This is a genomic window from Streptomyces sp. NPDC087420 (genome assembly GCF_044744165.1).
Classification (GTDB): Bacteria; Actinomycetota; Actinomycetes; order Streptomycetales; family Streptomycetaceae; genus Streptomyces.
Map to the genome: position 1 here is coordinate 228,866 of NZ_JBIUXU010000011.1, position 12,830 is coordinate 241,695.

Below are 12,830 nucleotides of genomic sequence, written 5' to 3' on the forward strand. Positions count from 1 at the left end.
GTCTTCATCAGTTGAGGGTGTCCACTCCTGGTCGAGGAGGGGTGGGTGAGCACCGCGTACGTGCCCCGGCCCGGCGGTCCAGCTGGCTCGGCCAGGGGGTGGTACATACGCGCGGGCGCGCCGCACACGCGCCCCGGGCCCCGGATGCGGGGCGTAAACGTCCTTCATACCGGACGGACAACGCCGTCTGCGACTCCACACCGACGCGGTGACATGCCTCATAACCGAAAATGTGGACACCTACGGCGGACCGCGCGAATCGCGCGCACAAGCCGGTACGAACGGGAGATTTTCCGGTCGGAAAGAGACAACTCGGTAAATGGTCCCGCCGTGATGGACGGGGCGGACGGGGTAGGGGTGAGTCCCGTTACCCGATTTTGACATGACTGGTCCCCTGAACGGGTCAGTCCGAATGGCAAGATGCCTCTCATCACACACCGTTGCGAAAATCGAAGGTGTGTGCCAGCCGGATTGTCCCGCCTTTGTGGCGGTTCATCACCCGCCCGACCCGCCGGAGGATTCTCATCATGACCGCTAGCACCACACGTCGTACGACCGCCGCGAAGTCCCGGATCGCCGCGGCCGGCGCGATCGCGGTCGCGGGCGCCATGCTGCTGACCGCCTGTGGCGACCAGACCGACAGCGGCAAGAAGGACAGCGCCGCGTCCGCCGACACCAACAAGGCACCGCTCTTCGACCAGCTGCCCCAGACCATCCAGGACAAGGGTGTCGTCAAGGTCGGCTCCGACATCGCGTACGCGCCGGTGGAGTTCAAGGACAAGTCCGGCAAGACCGTCGGCATCGACCCGGACCTCGCGGACGCGCTGGGCAAGCAGCTCGGTGTGAAGTTCGAGTTCGAGAACGGCACCTTCGACACCCTGGTCACCGGGCTGCGCGCCAAGCGCTACGACATCGCGATGTCCGCGATGACCGACACCAAGGACCGTCAGGACGGCGTCGAGGACGGCAAGAAGGTCGGCGAGGGTGTCGACTTCGTCGACTACTACACCGCCGGTGTCTCGATCTACACCCAGAAGGGCAAGAACCAGGGGATCAAGACCTGGGACGACCTCTGCGGCAAGAAGATCGTCGTGCAGCGCGCCACCGTCTCCGAGGACCTCGCCAAGGACCAGGCGAAGAAGTGTCCGGCCGGCAAGAAGCTCGCCATCGAGTCCTTCGACAACGACCAGCAGGCCCAGGTACGGCTGCGCTCCGGCGGCGCCGACGCCGGTTCCTCGGACTCCCCGATCGCCGCGTACGCGGTGAAGACCTCGGGCGGCGGCAACGACTTCGAGCTGGTCGGCGACACCGTCGAGGCCGCTCCGTACGGCATCGCCGTCGCGAAGGACAACAAGGAGCTCTCCGCCGCGCTCCAGGCGGCGATGAACGCGATCATCAAGAACGGCGAGTACGGCAAGGTCCTCGCCAAGTGGGGCGCCGAGTCCGGCGCGGTCACCGAGGCCAAGCTCAACGGCGGTTCCTGACCGGACGTTCCCGACTGTCCCGACCGGACGTTCCTGACCATCCCCGCCGGGGCATTCCGAGCGAATGTCCCGGCCGGGCGTCCCGACCGGACATCCGGCGCTGAGAGGCAACACCTGTGACTGCTGACATCGAAAAGGCGGGGCCCGTCGACACGCCCCCCGCCGGGCCCGAGGCCATCAAGGCGATCCCGGTCCGGCACTACGGCCGGTACGTGTCCGCCGTGGTCGCCATCGCCCTGCTCGTCTCGCTCATCTACGCCTTCTCGCAGGGCAAGGTGAACTGGGGCGCCATCCCCGACTACTTCTTCGACGGCCGGATCCTCTCCGGGGTCGGCAACACCCTCCTCCTCACCGTCCTGGCGATGGTGATGGGGGTGGTCGGGGGCGTGATCCTCGCGGTCATGCGCCTGTCGAAGAACCCGGTGACGTCGTCCATCGCGTGGTTCTACATCTGGTTCTTCCGCGGTACGCCCGTCTACGTACAACTGCTGGTCTGGTTCAATCTCGGACTGGTCTTCGAGTACATCAACCTCGGCCCCATCTACAAGGACTACTGGTCCTCGTTCATGACGCCGTTCCTGACGGCGCTGCTGGGACTCGGCCTCAACGAGGCCGCGTACATGGCGGAGATCTGCCGGGCCGGCCTGCTCTCGGTCGACGAGGGCCAGACCGAGGCGTCGCACGCGCTGGGCATGAGCCACGGCAAGACGCTGCGCCGGGTGGTCATCCCGCAGGCCATGCGGGTGATAGTGCCGCCCACCGGCAACGAGGTCATCAACATGCTGAAGACGACGTCGCTCGTCTCGGCGGTGCAGTTCACCGAGTTGCTGAGGACGGCGCAGGACATCGGGACCACCTCGGGCGCGGCGGCGGAGATGCTCTTCCTCGCGGCGGCCTGGTACCTGATCCTGACCACGGTCTTCAGCGTCGGGCAGTTCTATCTGGAGCGGTACTACGCGCGTGGTTCCAGCCGCTCGCTGCCGCTGACGCCGTTCCAGAAGGTCAAGAGGAATCTGGCCGGATTCAGCACTCGTTCGGGAGCCGCCGCATGACCGCCATGGTGAGGGCGGAGGGCGTCCACAAGTCCTTCGGCGCCGCGCACATCCTCAAGGGAATCGACCTGGAGGTCGCCCCCCGGGAGGTCTTCTGCCTGATCGGCCCGTCCGGTTCCGGCAAATCGACGTTCCTGCGGTGCATCAACCATCTGGAGCAGATCAACGCCGGCCGGCTGTCCGTGGACGGGGAGCTGGTCGGCTACCGCCAGAAGGGCGACAAGCTGTACGAGCTGAAGGACAGCGAGGTCGCCAGGAAGCGCCGGGACATCGGCATGGTCTTCCAGCGCTTCAACCTCTTCCCGCACATGACGGCGATCGAGAACATCATGGAGGCGCCGGTCCAGGTCCGCGGCGAGACGAAGGCCGTGGCCCGCGCGCGGGCCGTACTGCTGCTCGACCGGGTGGGCCTCGGCGACAAGGCCGCCAGCTACCCGGCGCAGCTGTCCGGCGGCCAGCAGCAGCGGGTGGCGATCGCGCGGGCTCTGGCGATGGAGCCGAAGCTGATGCTCTTCGACGAGCCGACGTCGGCGCTCGACCCGGAGCTGGTGGGTGACGTCCTCGACGTCATGCGCGGGCTGGCGGAGGAGGGCATGACCATGATCGTGGTCACCCATGAGATGGGCTTCGCGCGGGAGGTCGGGGACGCGCTGGTGTTCATGGACGACGGGGTGGTGGTCGAGTCGGGACACCCGAGGGACGTCCTGACGAACCCGCAGCACGACCGTACGAAGTCGTTCCTGTCGAAGGTGCTGTAGCGGGGCGGGGTCGGGAGGAGGGGCGGTACGGAGATGTCCGTACCGCCGCGTCCATCTTCGTACCGCCCGCCTCACTCTCCGCCTTGCGGCCTTTCCACTCCGCCCTTACCGCACCGCGAGGACAAGCGCGTCGGACGGCGAGGACCAGACCGTCCGCGCCTCCGCGAAGCCCGCCTCGCGGAGGGTGCGCGCGTGCCAGGCGGCGGAGGGGGTGTCGCCGTCCGCGTGTTCGCCGTAGATACGGAAGCGCTCGGCGGTCGGTCCGGCCAGGACCGGGTCCTTGGCGGCCAGGTCCCACCAGTCGGCCCAGTCGAGGGCCCCCTCGGCCTTCGCGCGTTCCATCGCGGCGTGCCGGTGGGCGCGCTCGGCCGCGTTGATACGGGGGGTGTCGTCGGCCGGCATGTGATCGGCGTTCATGAAGACCCCGCCCTCCCTGACGACCCCGGCGAGCTGCCCGTACAGCACCGCCAGCGGTTCGCTGTGGAGCCAGTGCAGGGCGGTGGCGGTGAGGACGGCGTCGTACGGTCCCGCGGGGAGCAGCCCCGGCCAGTCCGGGTCCTTGAGGTCGGCGGTCACGAAGGTGACGCGGTCGTCCCCGGCGAAGGAGCCGCGGGCGATGGTGAGCAGCGCGGGGTCGAGGTCGACGCCGGTGCTCGTGGCGCCGGGGAACCTCCTGAACAGCCGGTCGGTGATACTGCCCGTACCGCACGCGAGGTCCAGCACCCTCGGTTCGGGGCCGACGAGGGCCTCGACCATGTCCAGCATCACCCGGAAGCGCTCCTCGCGGTCGGGCATGTACCACTCCTGCTGGCGGTCCCAGCTCTGCTGCCAGGCCATCCAGTCGGCGTCGACAAGCGACATGAAACGTCTCCTCCACCCATCCGTAATACCCTTATAGGGCAACGGCCCATTACATCCTCTTCCGACGAACCAACCTAGACCGCAGCCGTAAGGACTACAAGTGGAACTGGCCTCTTACTCGGACTACGCCGTGCGCCTGGTCAACACCGAGGAGCCGGCCCGTGGCACGGACACGCTGACCTCGGTGGACGACATCCGTGCCCTCTTCGGCGCGAGCACCCAGCTGGCCCGCAGGGCGACGGAGGCGGACCTCACGCGTTTCCGGGCGGTACGGGCACGGCTGCGCGCCGTCTTCACGGCGGCCGACGAGGGCGAGGGCGCCCAGGCGGTCGACCTGCTGAACTCGCTGCTGCTGGAGTTCCCGGTCAGCCCGCAGGTCTCCGGGCACGACTTCCTGGACGAGGAGGGCCGCCCGCGCTGGCACATGCACCTGGCGGAGCACCCGTCCAACGCGACCGCGGGGTACGCGGCGACGGCGGCGATGGGGCTGGCCTTCCACCTCACCGGGTTCGGCGTGGACCGGCTGGGGCTGTGCCAGGCGGCGCCGTGCCGCAACGCTTACCTGGACACCTCGACCAACCGCTCGCGCCGCTACTGCTCGGACCGCTGCGCGACCCGCGCCAACGTGGCCGCCTACCGGGCGCGCAAGCGCCTGGAGACCGAGCGGTCGGCGAGCACCGGCCTCAGCGCCGAGACGAGCCACGAGACCGTCCCGAGCACGGACCGCTGACCGTCCGCCGGCGGCCGGTACCTGGCCCTCACCCGCCCCAGCAACAGCTCCTCGGGAACGGCGCCGAACACCCGGCTGTCCCCCTCGGCCCCCGGATTGTCCCCGAGCACCCACCATCCGCCGTCGCGCCGCTCCACCAGCCGCTTCACGATGAGCAGGTCCTGCTGGAGCGGGTGCTTGAGCACGGCCACGTCGCCGGCCCTGACGGGGGCGCGGTAGTGGACGAGGAGTTGGTCGCCGTGCCGGAGCGTCGGGTACATGGACGGCCCGGTCACTTCCGCGATCCCCAACGGCGCTCTCGGCTCACGCTCGTGCTCCGTCATCCGACACCCTCCCGGTCCCGCGGTCCGTTCCGCCGCCTGTCCCATTTTGGCCCCGGACTTTTGTCCTAAGCCCACGGGGGCACTCGCGAAATCACGCTTCTCACGGAGTAATGTCCCACCTGAGAAGACGATCACGAGGAAGGACAGCTCCATGCTCTCCCGCCTGTTTGCCCCCAAGGTGAAGGTCAGCGCCCACTGCGACCTCCCCTGCGGCGTGTACGACCCCGCCCAGGCCCGCATCGAAGCCGAGTCGGTCAAGGCCGTCCAGGAAAAGATGGCGGGCAACGACGACGCACACTTCCAGGCCCGCGCGACGGTCATCAAGGAGCAGCGCGCCGAGCTCGCCAAGCACCACGTGTCGGTGCTCTGGAGCGACTACTTCAAGCCGCCGCACTTCGAGAAGTACCCCGAGCTCCACCAGCTGGTCAACGACGCCCTGAAGGCCCTCTCGGCCGCCAAGGCCTCCACGGACCCGGCGACGGGCCAGAAGGCCCTGGACTACATCGCCCAGATCGACAAGATCTTCTGGGAGACAAAGAAGGCCTGACCCGCCCATGGTCACGCCCCACTTCCGCACCCGCCCCGCAGCCCGCCCCGATCCCGGCGCGCTGACGGTGCGGGTGCGGTCTTGTTCAGGAGTGGTACAGGACCCGTACGACCATGGTGTCCGCCGGCAGGGCGTCGAGATAGGTGGACGCCCAGCGGCGGTGTTCGTGGGTGGCGGCCTCTGTCCAGCGTCCGTCCAGGGTGAGCAGGGCGGTGGTCGGCAGCACGTGCGCGACCCGCGCCTCGACGTACAACTCCCGCCGCTGCCCGAAGCGCCCCACCGGGTCGCCGCTGAATCGCTCTTCCAGCTCCGGCCGTGCGTGCAGCGCCCTGATCACCGGCTGGTGTGAGAAGTCGTCCAGCGCACGCTTCTGCGGATAGCCGACGGGATCGTCGTACGTCCTCTGCAAGAAGTGACCCTGCGCCAGGGAGACCGGACAGCCGTCCGCGAACTCCTGCCACTCCGACCACGCGCGCGACGCCTCTTCCGCCACCTCCGCCCGGTCGGTCTCGAAGTCCAGCAGCCCTCGCGGCCCGCCATGACACCGGTCCGGGGGCAGAGGCGGCCGGTCGACCGCCTCGGGTCCCTCCTCCCGCACGATCCTCGGATCGCCCTCGCACCCCGCCCGCACGGCGAACTCGCAGCCGGCGCCGGAGACGTACCAGTAGTCCCATTCCCCGACCCAGTCCGGATCGGGCCGTTCCTCCGGGTAGTAGAAGTACGGCGCCATGGCCGCGCCGATGGCTTCTTGGAGATCCACGGGCTCACAGGGAGCCAGACAGACGGTCACACGTTCTTTGGCCACGAACTCTTTCCTCACCGCACCGGGCCAACGACGTTACAAGGCAACGCCTCGCCCCCGCCTCGGCGGGTGGTTCTTCATCCGGCGGGGGCTGGCGAACAGTGGCGAATGCCCGCTCCCGGCCAACCCCCGTGATCCGCGCGGTAGGTTTTTCGAGTTCAGCCTCTCTTGCCCACGTTCCTCTGCTCACGCCGAGCAGCGGTCCCGGATGATCGTCGGGAAGCATGTGAGGAAGGTACTGAACGATGATTCGACCGAAGAAGTGCGGGAAGCGCAAGCTGTCAGCCCTCCACTCCGAGTGGGGGCAGCTGTCGGTGAGCGTCCTGACTGTGGTCTGTGGTCACAGCCATCGCGGGGTGCGTGCAGCAGTTCGCGCTACAGACCGGCGCGTCCTGGCGCGAGCGCGGCGTTTCGCTTTCCTCGCCGCGTTTGCGCAGGTCACAGACTTGTACGGTGGCGTGAAAGTGCGGCGGTGGGTGGCGAAGGCCCGCAGCCGCGCGCGAGGGCCGCACCCTGTTCGTGGGTGCGGCGCTCTCGTGGGGTGCGGGGTCAGGGCGTGGTGATCAGGTCGATCGGGGGGACCGTCACCTTGCGGGTGCCTGTTTTGCCGGTCAGGACCACCTTGCGCAGGGCTACGTTGTTCTTGAGGTTCGTTTCTTGCAGGCGGTGTTCGGGGTTGGCGATGACCTCGATGTAGTACGTGCCGTTCGGCAGGTCCGTGACGTCGAAGGACTGGCCGGGGCGGTACTGGGTGTACGTGTCACCGGAGCCGACGTCGAGGACCTCGCGTACGGAGATCGAGTTCTGCTGGCCGCAGGCGGTGGACAGGTCCGTGTTGTTGGGGTGCCAGTTGGCGTTCTTCACCGTGTAGTCGATGGCGTCCGTGTTGGCGAGGCAGAACGCCTCCTTGCCGCTGCGTACGATCTCGGACTTGTCGGCGCTCAGCAGGCGGTAGCTGGCGAAGTCGGTGAAGTGCCAGTGCTCGTGGCCCACGCGGGGGTCCCACTCCATCGTGCCGGTGGGCGTGTAGCCGACCTGCTTGCCCTTGGCGTCGTAGAAGTACTGGTACGCGTCCATCAACTCCTTGCCCGGACTGCGGAATCCGTCCACGACCAGGGGCGCGGGGCCGGCGTTCCAGACGTTGGCGCTGAACACCATGTAGTCCTTGCCGGGGATGTCGCCGTCCTCCCCGTCGGAGATGCCGATGTCCCAGGCCGGCAGGGAGCGGAGGTCGGGCTTGGGTACGTCGGGCACCTTCGCCGCGCCCGTGGGGCGCTTCGCGTTGGGCTTGAGGGCGGGCGCGATGCGCGAGCCGTCGGTGTGTCCCGGGCCGTCGCCCAGGTGGGTGAGGGCACGCGGGCCGATCGCGTGGGGACGGGCGGGCGGGGTGGGGGCGTCGGCTCCGCGGCCGTTGCTGTAGACGTGGGCGGGGCCGGTGCCGGTGGGGGTGTTGGTGCCGGTGCTGTGGGTCGTGTTGGTCGAGCCGTGGGCGGTGCCCATGCTGCTCATGTCGTGGCCCTGCATCGCCGCGTCGTGGCCGGAGAGCGCCGCCGACCTGGCCGTACCCTCGCCCCCGTCCGTCTGCTCCCGTACCGTCACCTTGATCGTCTGCGGCTTGTTCGCGATGCCCAGCAGGTCGCGGTACTTCTTCCCGACCGAGACCGTGGCCGTGTAGCCGCCGGCCGGCAGGTCGACGGGGTCGGAGTAGTAGCCGTTGCTGGTGTTCGACGCCCAGCCCTTCTCCACGCCCCACACCGAACCGAGCGTGAACGGGTTGGTCGGGCAGCTCTCCGGATACTTCGAGGTGGCCGGGGCGTCGGGGCGGATGCGCCCGGACGCGTTGTTCGGGCAGAACGACTCGCTGGTCTTCAACACCTGCTTGCCCGCCGCGTTCTTGACGGACACCTCGATGAAGCCCGGCAGACCGGAGAAGTCCTTGACCAGCCCGGTCGGCAGCCGCTTCGTCCGTGTCTTCTTCCCGTCGTGGATCACCTGGTCGGCGACCACGGGCGTCTTGTACGACGCGCGCGTCACCTTGAATTCGAGGGGGCCGCCGTCGACGGTGACGTACGCGCCGAGGTCCAGATAGACCCCCGGTTCCCCCTCCCACCGGTCGAGGATCACGGTGGTGGAGGCGGCGATCAGGCTGATCTTCGGACCGGCGGGCGCCGCCGCCCCGGCGACGGGCGCGGCACCTGCCACGCCCGCGACGACGGCGAGGGCGGCGGAGGCGGCCAGCGCCGACCGCCCGAAACGATTGCGGTGATCTCTGGTCATCGGTTCCTCGTCTGCGAGTGCCACAGTGGCATCGGACCTGTGAACACCCTGTGAGATCGGAGGCACGTCGCCCCGGGTTGCCTGACGCCCTCGAAAGTCACCCATCCTTGGCCGGAACCAGACCTTTGAACGCGGATCAAGCCATTGTCGACCGGATGGAGGCCGACGGGATCCCGGGATGTGGTATTTGTCCGCCCGCGCGAGCGCGCGAGTGCGCGGGACCGGTCAGGGCAGCTCCGCCACCGCCGTGATCTCCACCAACTGCCCCGCGTACCCCAGGCACGCGACACCGAGCAGCGTGGACGTGTGCGGGCCCAGGGAAAGTCCCCCCGCGCGGACGGTCTCCCAGACGCGGCCGAGATCAGCCGGATCCGTCGCGACCACGTACACGGTCGTGGCGACGACATCACCCAGGCCGCATCCGAGCGCGGCCAGCGCGGTCGCCAGATTGGCGAGCACCTGCCCGGTCTGGGCGGTGAGGTCTCCGGGACCGACCAGTTCCCCGTCCGGGTCGAGCGGTACGGCTCCGGCCAGGAAGGCCAGGCGCCGGTCCGTCTCCACGACGGCGGCGTGCGCGTAGTCCGGCGGGGGGAACAGGCCGGGGACGGTCACACGTCGGGCCACCTTGTCGCATCTCCTCGGTCTCGCCGGCCGGGAAGCGCCTCCCCGGCCAGAAATCGTCCTCGCGGCCGGGAACTGTCCCGCCGCCCGCCGGACAGGCCCTGGCCCCCTACGCCGCCGGCGCGTGCAGCAGGGGGCTCTTGTGGTGGGTCAGCCACTGACGGTAACCCACCGCCCGCAGCGCCGCCTCCCGGTACGCCGCCTCCAGGTCCGCGTACACCTCGTCCGCCATGGACCGTATGCCCGCAGGGCGTTCCCCGGCGGCGGGTGTGGTTCCCGGGCGCGAGAACAGCTGGAGGCGTACGGCCAGCGGATCGTCGCGCAGCGGGCGGATCGCCATGTCGTCGCGCGGGCCCGACGTGGGCTGGCAGGGGGCGACCGCCTCGCCGACGGCGATCAGCGTGGCCGCGGTGAGGTAATCCCCGTGCAGGACCGCCGGGTTGAGGCCCGCCGCGACCAGGACCCGGCGCAGGCCGTCCCATTCGCCGTCCACCGTCGGGTCGACCACCCAGCGGTCCCCCGCCAGGTCGGCCAGTTCCACCACAGGGCTCGCGGCGGCGGGATGGTCGCGGGCCATGGAGACGAACTGCGGTTCACGCTCGACCAGTACGCGCCGTTCGAGGCCGTCCGGGACCGTCAGCGGGCAGCCCTCCACCTCGTGCACGAACGCCACGTCCAGCCGCCCGGCGGCGACCATCCGCAGCAACGCCCCGGCGGAGACGTCCATGTGGAGCGAGATGTCCGTACCGGGCAGCCGCCCCCTCAGCCGCCGCAGCCAGCCGCCGAGCGCCCGGCTCGCGGTCGAGCCGATCCGCAGCCGGGGCCCGCCCGCCAGATCCGCGGCCGCCCGCGCCTCGGCGACCAGCGTCGCCATCCCGTCGACCAGCGGCCGGGCGCGGCTCAGCACCGAGTGGCCCAGCGGAGTCGGCCGACAGCCCGTGCGTTCGCGGGCGAACAGCTCCGCGCCGAGCGCGTTCTCGATCCGCCGCAGCTGGGTCGTCAGCGACGGCTGGCTCATCCCCAGCTGCCGGGCCGCCTTGCGCAGACTGCCCGCTTCGGCGATGGCACACAGGGCACGCAGATGCCTGACCTCCAGCTCCATTCCCGAAGAGTAGAGCCGGGTCCTGAGCCGCACCAGACACCCAAATCGCAGTAATCCGGAGCGCATTCGAAGAAAGCCAACCAGGGATATGCGCTGGTGCTATCGCCGATTGACATCATCCGTCACGAGGCGGACTCCCCGAGACTCTCCGGTACCGAACCCGTTCACCGGACGACTAGGAGCCCCCCACATGCGTCACCCGAGAGTCTCGAAGTCCGCTCTCTCCGCGATCGCCGGCCTCGGCCTGGCCCTCGCGACCGCGCTGAGCGCCGCACCCGCCTCCGCCGCGCCCGCCGACGCCGCCCCCACCGGCGTCCCGGCCGCGTCCTCGTACGCCGCCTACGAAGGCTCGAAGGCCGAAGCCGCCAACAACAAGGCGTTCTTCGACGCGGTCCTCAAGTCGGTCGCCGAGAAGCGCGCGGCGAACCCCGGCGCCGCCGTGGTGACCGTCGTCTACAACGCGTCGGCCGCGCCCAGCTTCCGCAGCCAGATAGCCAGCAGCACCTCGATCTGGAACAGCTCCGTCAGCAATGTGAAGCTCCAGTCGGGCAGCAACGCCGACTTCACGTACCGCGAGGGCAACGACCCGCGCGGCTCGTTCGCCAGCACCAACGGCCACGGAAGTGGCTACATCTTCCTCGACTACGCCCAGAACCAGCAGTACAACTCGACCCGCGTCACCGCGCACGAGACCGGGCACGTGCTCGGCCTCCCGGACCACTACAGCGGTCCGTGCAGCGAGCTGATGTCCGGCGGCGGCCCCGGCACGTCCTGCCAGAACTCCCAGCCGAACGCGGCGGAGCGCTCGCGCGTGAACCAGCTGTGGGTCAACGGCCTCGCGGCCGCCGTGGCCAAGCTGTCCTGACCCTCGCCACAAAGGCCCCTCACAAGGCCCCTCACCAGGCCCGTCACAGCGCGACAACCACGTACGACACGCGCATGACAGCGCGGCTTCACAGGGGCGTCCCGAAGTGCACCACGGGGCGCCCCTCCCCCTTGGTAACGTCGTGCGGTGGACTTCAGTACGGATATCGGCAGGACGGATATCGCCGCCGCGGCCCGGCGCGATCCAGCCCTGACCGTCGAGGGCGACTTCGCGACACGGCTGACGGTACGGGCCGACCGGCCGGAGTCGGCCGCCCGGCTGGCCGCCTGGGCCGGCGCCCAGGGGCTCGACCTCACCACCGGTGTACGGGACCGCGGCCGCACGCCCTCCCGCCCGGTGCTGACCCTGCGGGGTACGGGCAGCCTCGACGCCCAGCGGCGCGTTGCCGAGCTGTGGTCCGGCCGGCTCGCGGAGAGCGGATTCCCGGTGGTACGGACGACGATCGCGGCGGCGCCCTGGAACGCGGGGGTGCCGGGGACCGACGCCGAGGCGTCCGTACTGCCCGCGCACTGCCACTTCGCCCACCGCGTCACGCTGCGGCCGCGGATCCCGTACGACACCCAGCGGCTCGCCGCCGTCGTGGAACAGCACACCGCGCGGGTCTCGCGCACCGCCCGGCGCGCGCTGTCCGGCGGGGTCCAGGAGCGGTACGTGACCCAGCGCGCCTTCGGGGCCGGCCGGCCGTCTGCCCGGGCCCGGCTGGACGCGCTGCTCGACGCCCTGGCCGGGGCCGGCTTCCGGCCGGCCGACGTCGAGGAGGAGTTTGTCCTCCTCGACGACCACCCGGGCGCGTAGGGGTCGTCCGGCGGCCGGGCGGCGCGGCGCACCCGTACAGCGACAGCAGAAGGTTCGCCGGCGGGGGAGCGGGCACGGGCCGGTCGCGGGCCGGGCATGGGTCAGGCACGGGTCAGGCTCCCACCAGCGGCCTGCCGCCCAGCTCCGTGTCGGTCGGCAGCTGGCGGCGGATACGGCCGAGCGCCTCCTCGAACCCGCCCCCGGCGATGCCCGATTCGTACGCCGCGCCGCCGCACCGCAGCGTCAGGCTCAGCTCCGCGCGCCCGAGCGGGTCACCGGACGCCCGTTCCCCCAGCGCCAGCAGGCAGTTGAGCGTGGCCCGCTGGACCGCGCCCTCCGTGCTGACCGGCATCGGCATGTCCCACTCCATGACGCAGGAGGACAGCACCGCGCCCGCGCCCACCGGCTCCAGCGTGGCGAACTCCGTGCCCTCGTACTCAACTCCCCTGATGCTGGTGCGTACTTGCTGTCCACCCGAGAGGATCGTGATCGCTTCCGCGCCCAGGCGGTCCCGGTACCAGCCTGCCCATGAATCCGTCGACTCCGCTGTCATGGCGCGGACTGTAGCGGTAAGGGATCTTCCCCCGCAGCA

The 12,830-nt window shown here is 69.9% G+C and carries 14 protein-coding genes; 7 read left to right on the forward strand and 7 right to left on the reverse strand.

Going from position 1 to position 12,830, the window contains the following annotated elements; all coding sequences use genetic code 11:
• Positions 1–527 precede the first annotated feature (527 nt).
• From ACIO1C_RS24035 to ACIO1C_RS24045, 3 genes are all read left to right on the forward strand, one after another.
• Positions 528–1,484, forward strand: a complete 957-nt coding sequence (locus tag ACIO1C_RS24035; RefSeq protein WP_401866683.1) for an ABC transporter substrate-binding protein — start codon at positions 528–530, stop codon at positions 1,482–1,484.
• Between the two features lie 116 nt (positions 1,485–1,600).
• The gene (locus tag ACIO1C_RS24040) at positions 1,601–2,536 is read left to right on the forward strand and encodes an amino acid ABC transporter permease (RefSeq protein ID WP_401866685.1); all 936 of its coding nucleotides are present in this window, start codon (positions 1,601–1,603) and stop codon (positions 2,534–2,536) included.
• Between the two features lie 5 nt (positions 2,537–2,541).
• Entirely contained in the window at positions 2,542–3,294 is a 753-nt protein-coding gene (locus tag ACIO1C_RS24045) for an amino acid ABC transporter ATP-binding protein (protein ID WP_401866888.1), read from the forward strand.
• Positions 3,295–3,399: 105 nt separating this feature from the next.
• Here ACIO1C_RS24045 and ACIO1C_RS24050 read toward each other — a convergent pair whose 3' ends face one another.
• The gene (locus tag ACIO1C_RS24050) at positions 3,400–4,155 is read right to left on the reverse strand and encodes a class I SAM-dependent methyltransferase (protein WP_401866687.1); all 756 of its coding nucleotides are present in this window, start codon (positions 4,153–4,155) and stop codon (positions 3,400–3,402) included.
• 100 nt (positions 4,156–4,255) lie between these two features.
• On the opposite strand from ACIO1C_RS24050, the gene ACIO1C_RS24055 reads away from it, so the two are divergent.
• The gene (locus ACIO1C_RS24055; protein ID WP_401866688.1) at positions 4,256–4,885 is read left to right on the forward strand and encodes a CGNR zinc finger domain-containing protein; all 630 of its coding nucleotides are present in this window, start codon (positions 4,256–4,258) and stop codon (positions 4,883–4,885) included.
• On the opposite strand, the gene sodX is transcribed toward ACIO1C_RS24055, so the two are convergent.
• Positions 4,789–5,208, reverse strand: coding sequence for a nickel-type superoxide dismutase maturation protease (gene sodX / locus ACIO1C_RS24060; RefSeq protein ID WP_327234540.1), 420 nt, complete (start codon positions 5,206–5,208; stop codon positions 4,789–4,791). The two genes, ACIO1C_RS24055 and sodX, sit on opposite strands and share 97 nt — an antisense overlap.
• 151 nt (positions 5,209–5,359) lie before the next feature.
• On the opposite strand from sodX, the gene sodN reads away from it, so the two are divergent.
• Positions 5,360–5,755: a superoxide dismutase, Ni gene (sodN, locus tag ACIO1C_RS24065; RefSeq protein ID WP_167027254.1), complete on the forward strand. Its 396-nt coding sequence runs from the start codon at positions 5,360–5,362 to the stop codon at positions 5,753–5,755.
• 85 nt (positions 5,756–5,840) lie between these two features.
• Here sodN and ACIO1C_RS24070 read toward each other — a convergent pair whose 3' ends face one another.
• From ACIO1C_RS24070 to ACIO1C_RS24085, 4 genes are all read right to left on the reverse strand, one after another.
• On the reverse strand, positions 5,841–6,560 hold the full coding sequence (locus ACIO1C_RS24070) for a hypothetical protein (RefSeq protein ID WP_401866691.1): 720 nt from the start codon (positions 6,558–6,560) through the stop codon (positions 5,841–5,843).
• A 546-nt stretch (positions 6,561–7,106) separates the two neighbouring features.
• Entirely contained in the window at positions 7,107–8,834 is a 1,728-nt protein-coding gene (locus tag ACIO1C_RS24075) for a lysyl oxidase family protein (protein WP_401866693.1), read from the reverse strand.
• 225 nt (positions 8,835–9,059) lie between these two features.
• Entirely contained in the window at positions 9,060–9,458 is a 399-nt protein-coding gene (locus tag ACIO1C_RS24080; RefSeq protein WP_401866695.1) for a RidA family protein, read from the reverse strand.
• A gap of 106 nt (positions 9,459–9,564) precedes the next feature.
• Positions 9,565–10,557, reverse strand: a complete 993-nt coding sequence (locus ACIO1C_RS24085) for a LysR family transcriptional regulator (protein WP_401866697.1) — start codon at positions 10,555–10,557, stop codon at positions 9,565–9,567.
• Positions 10,558–10,747: 190 nt separating this feature from the next.
• Between ACIO1C_RS24085 and snpA the strand changes: the two genes are divergently transcribed.
• Both snpA and ACIO1C_RS24095 read left to right on the forward strand, forming a co-directional pair.
• Positions 10,748–11,422, forward strand: a complete 675-nt coding sequence (snpA, locus tag ACIO1C_RS24090; protein WP_327234545.1) for a snapalysin — start codon at positions 10,748–10,750, stop codon at positions 11,420–11,422.
• A gap of 147 nt (positions 11,423–11,569) precedes the next feature.
• Complete coding sequence (locus ACIO1C_RS24095; protein WP_401866699.1) at positions 11,570–12,238, forward strand: hypothetical protein; 669 nt, start codon at positions 11,570–11,572, stop codon at positions 12,236–12,238.
• Between the two features lie 112 nt (positions 12,239–12,350).
• Here the strand turns inward: ACIO1C_RS24095 and ACIO1C_RS24100 are convergent, their stop codons facing one another.
• On the reverse strand, positions 12,351–12,791 hold the full coding sequence (locus ACIO1C_RS24100; protein WP_401866701.1) for a DUF6304 family protein: 441 nt from the start codon (positions 12,789–12,791) through the stop codon (positions 12,351–12,353).
• Between the last annotated feature and the right edge of the window lie 39 nt (positions 12,792–12,830).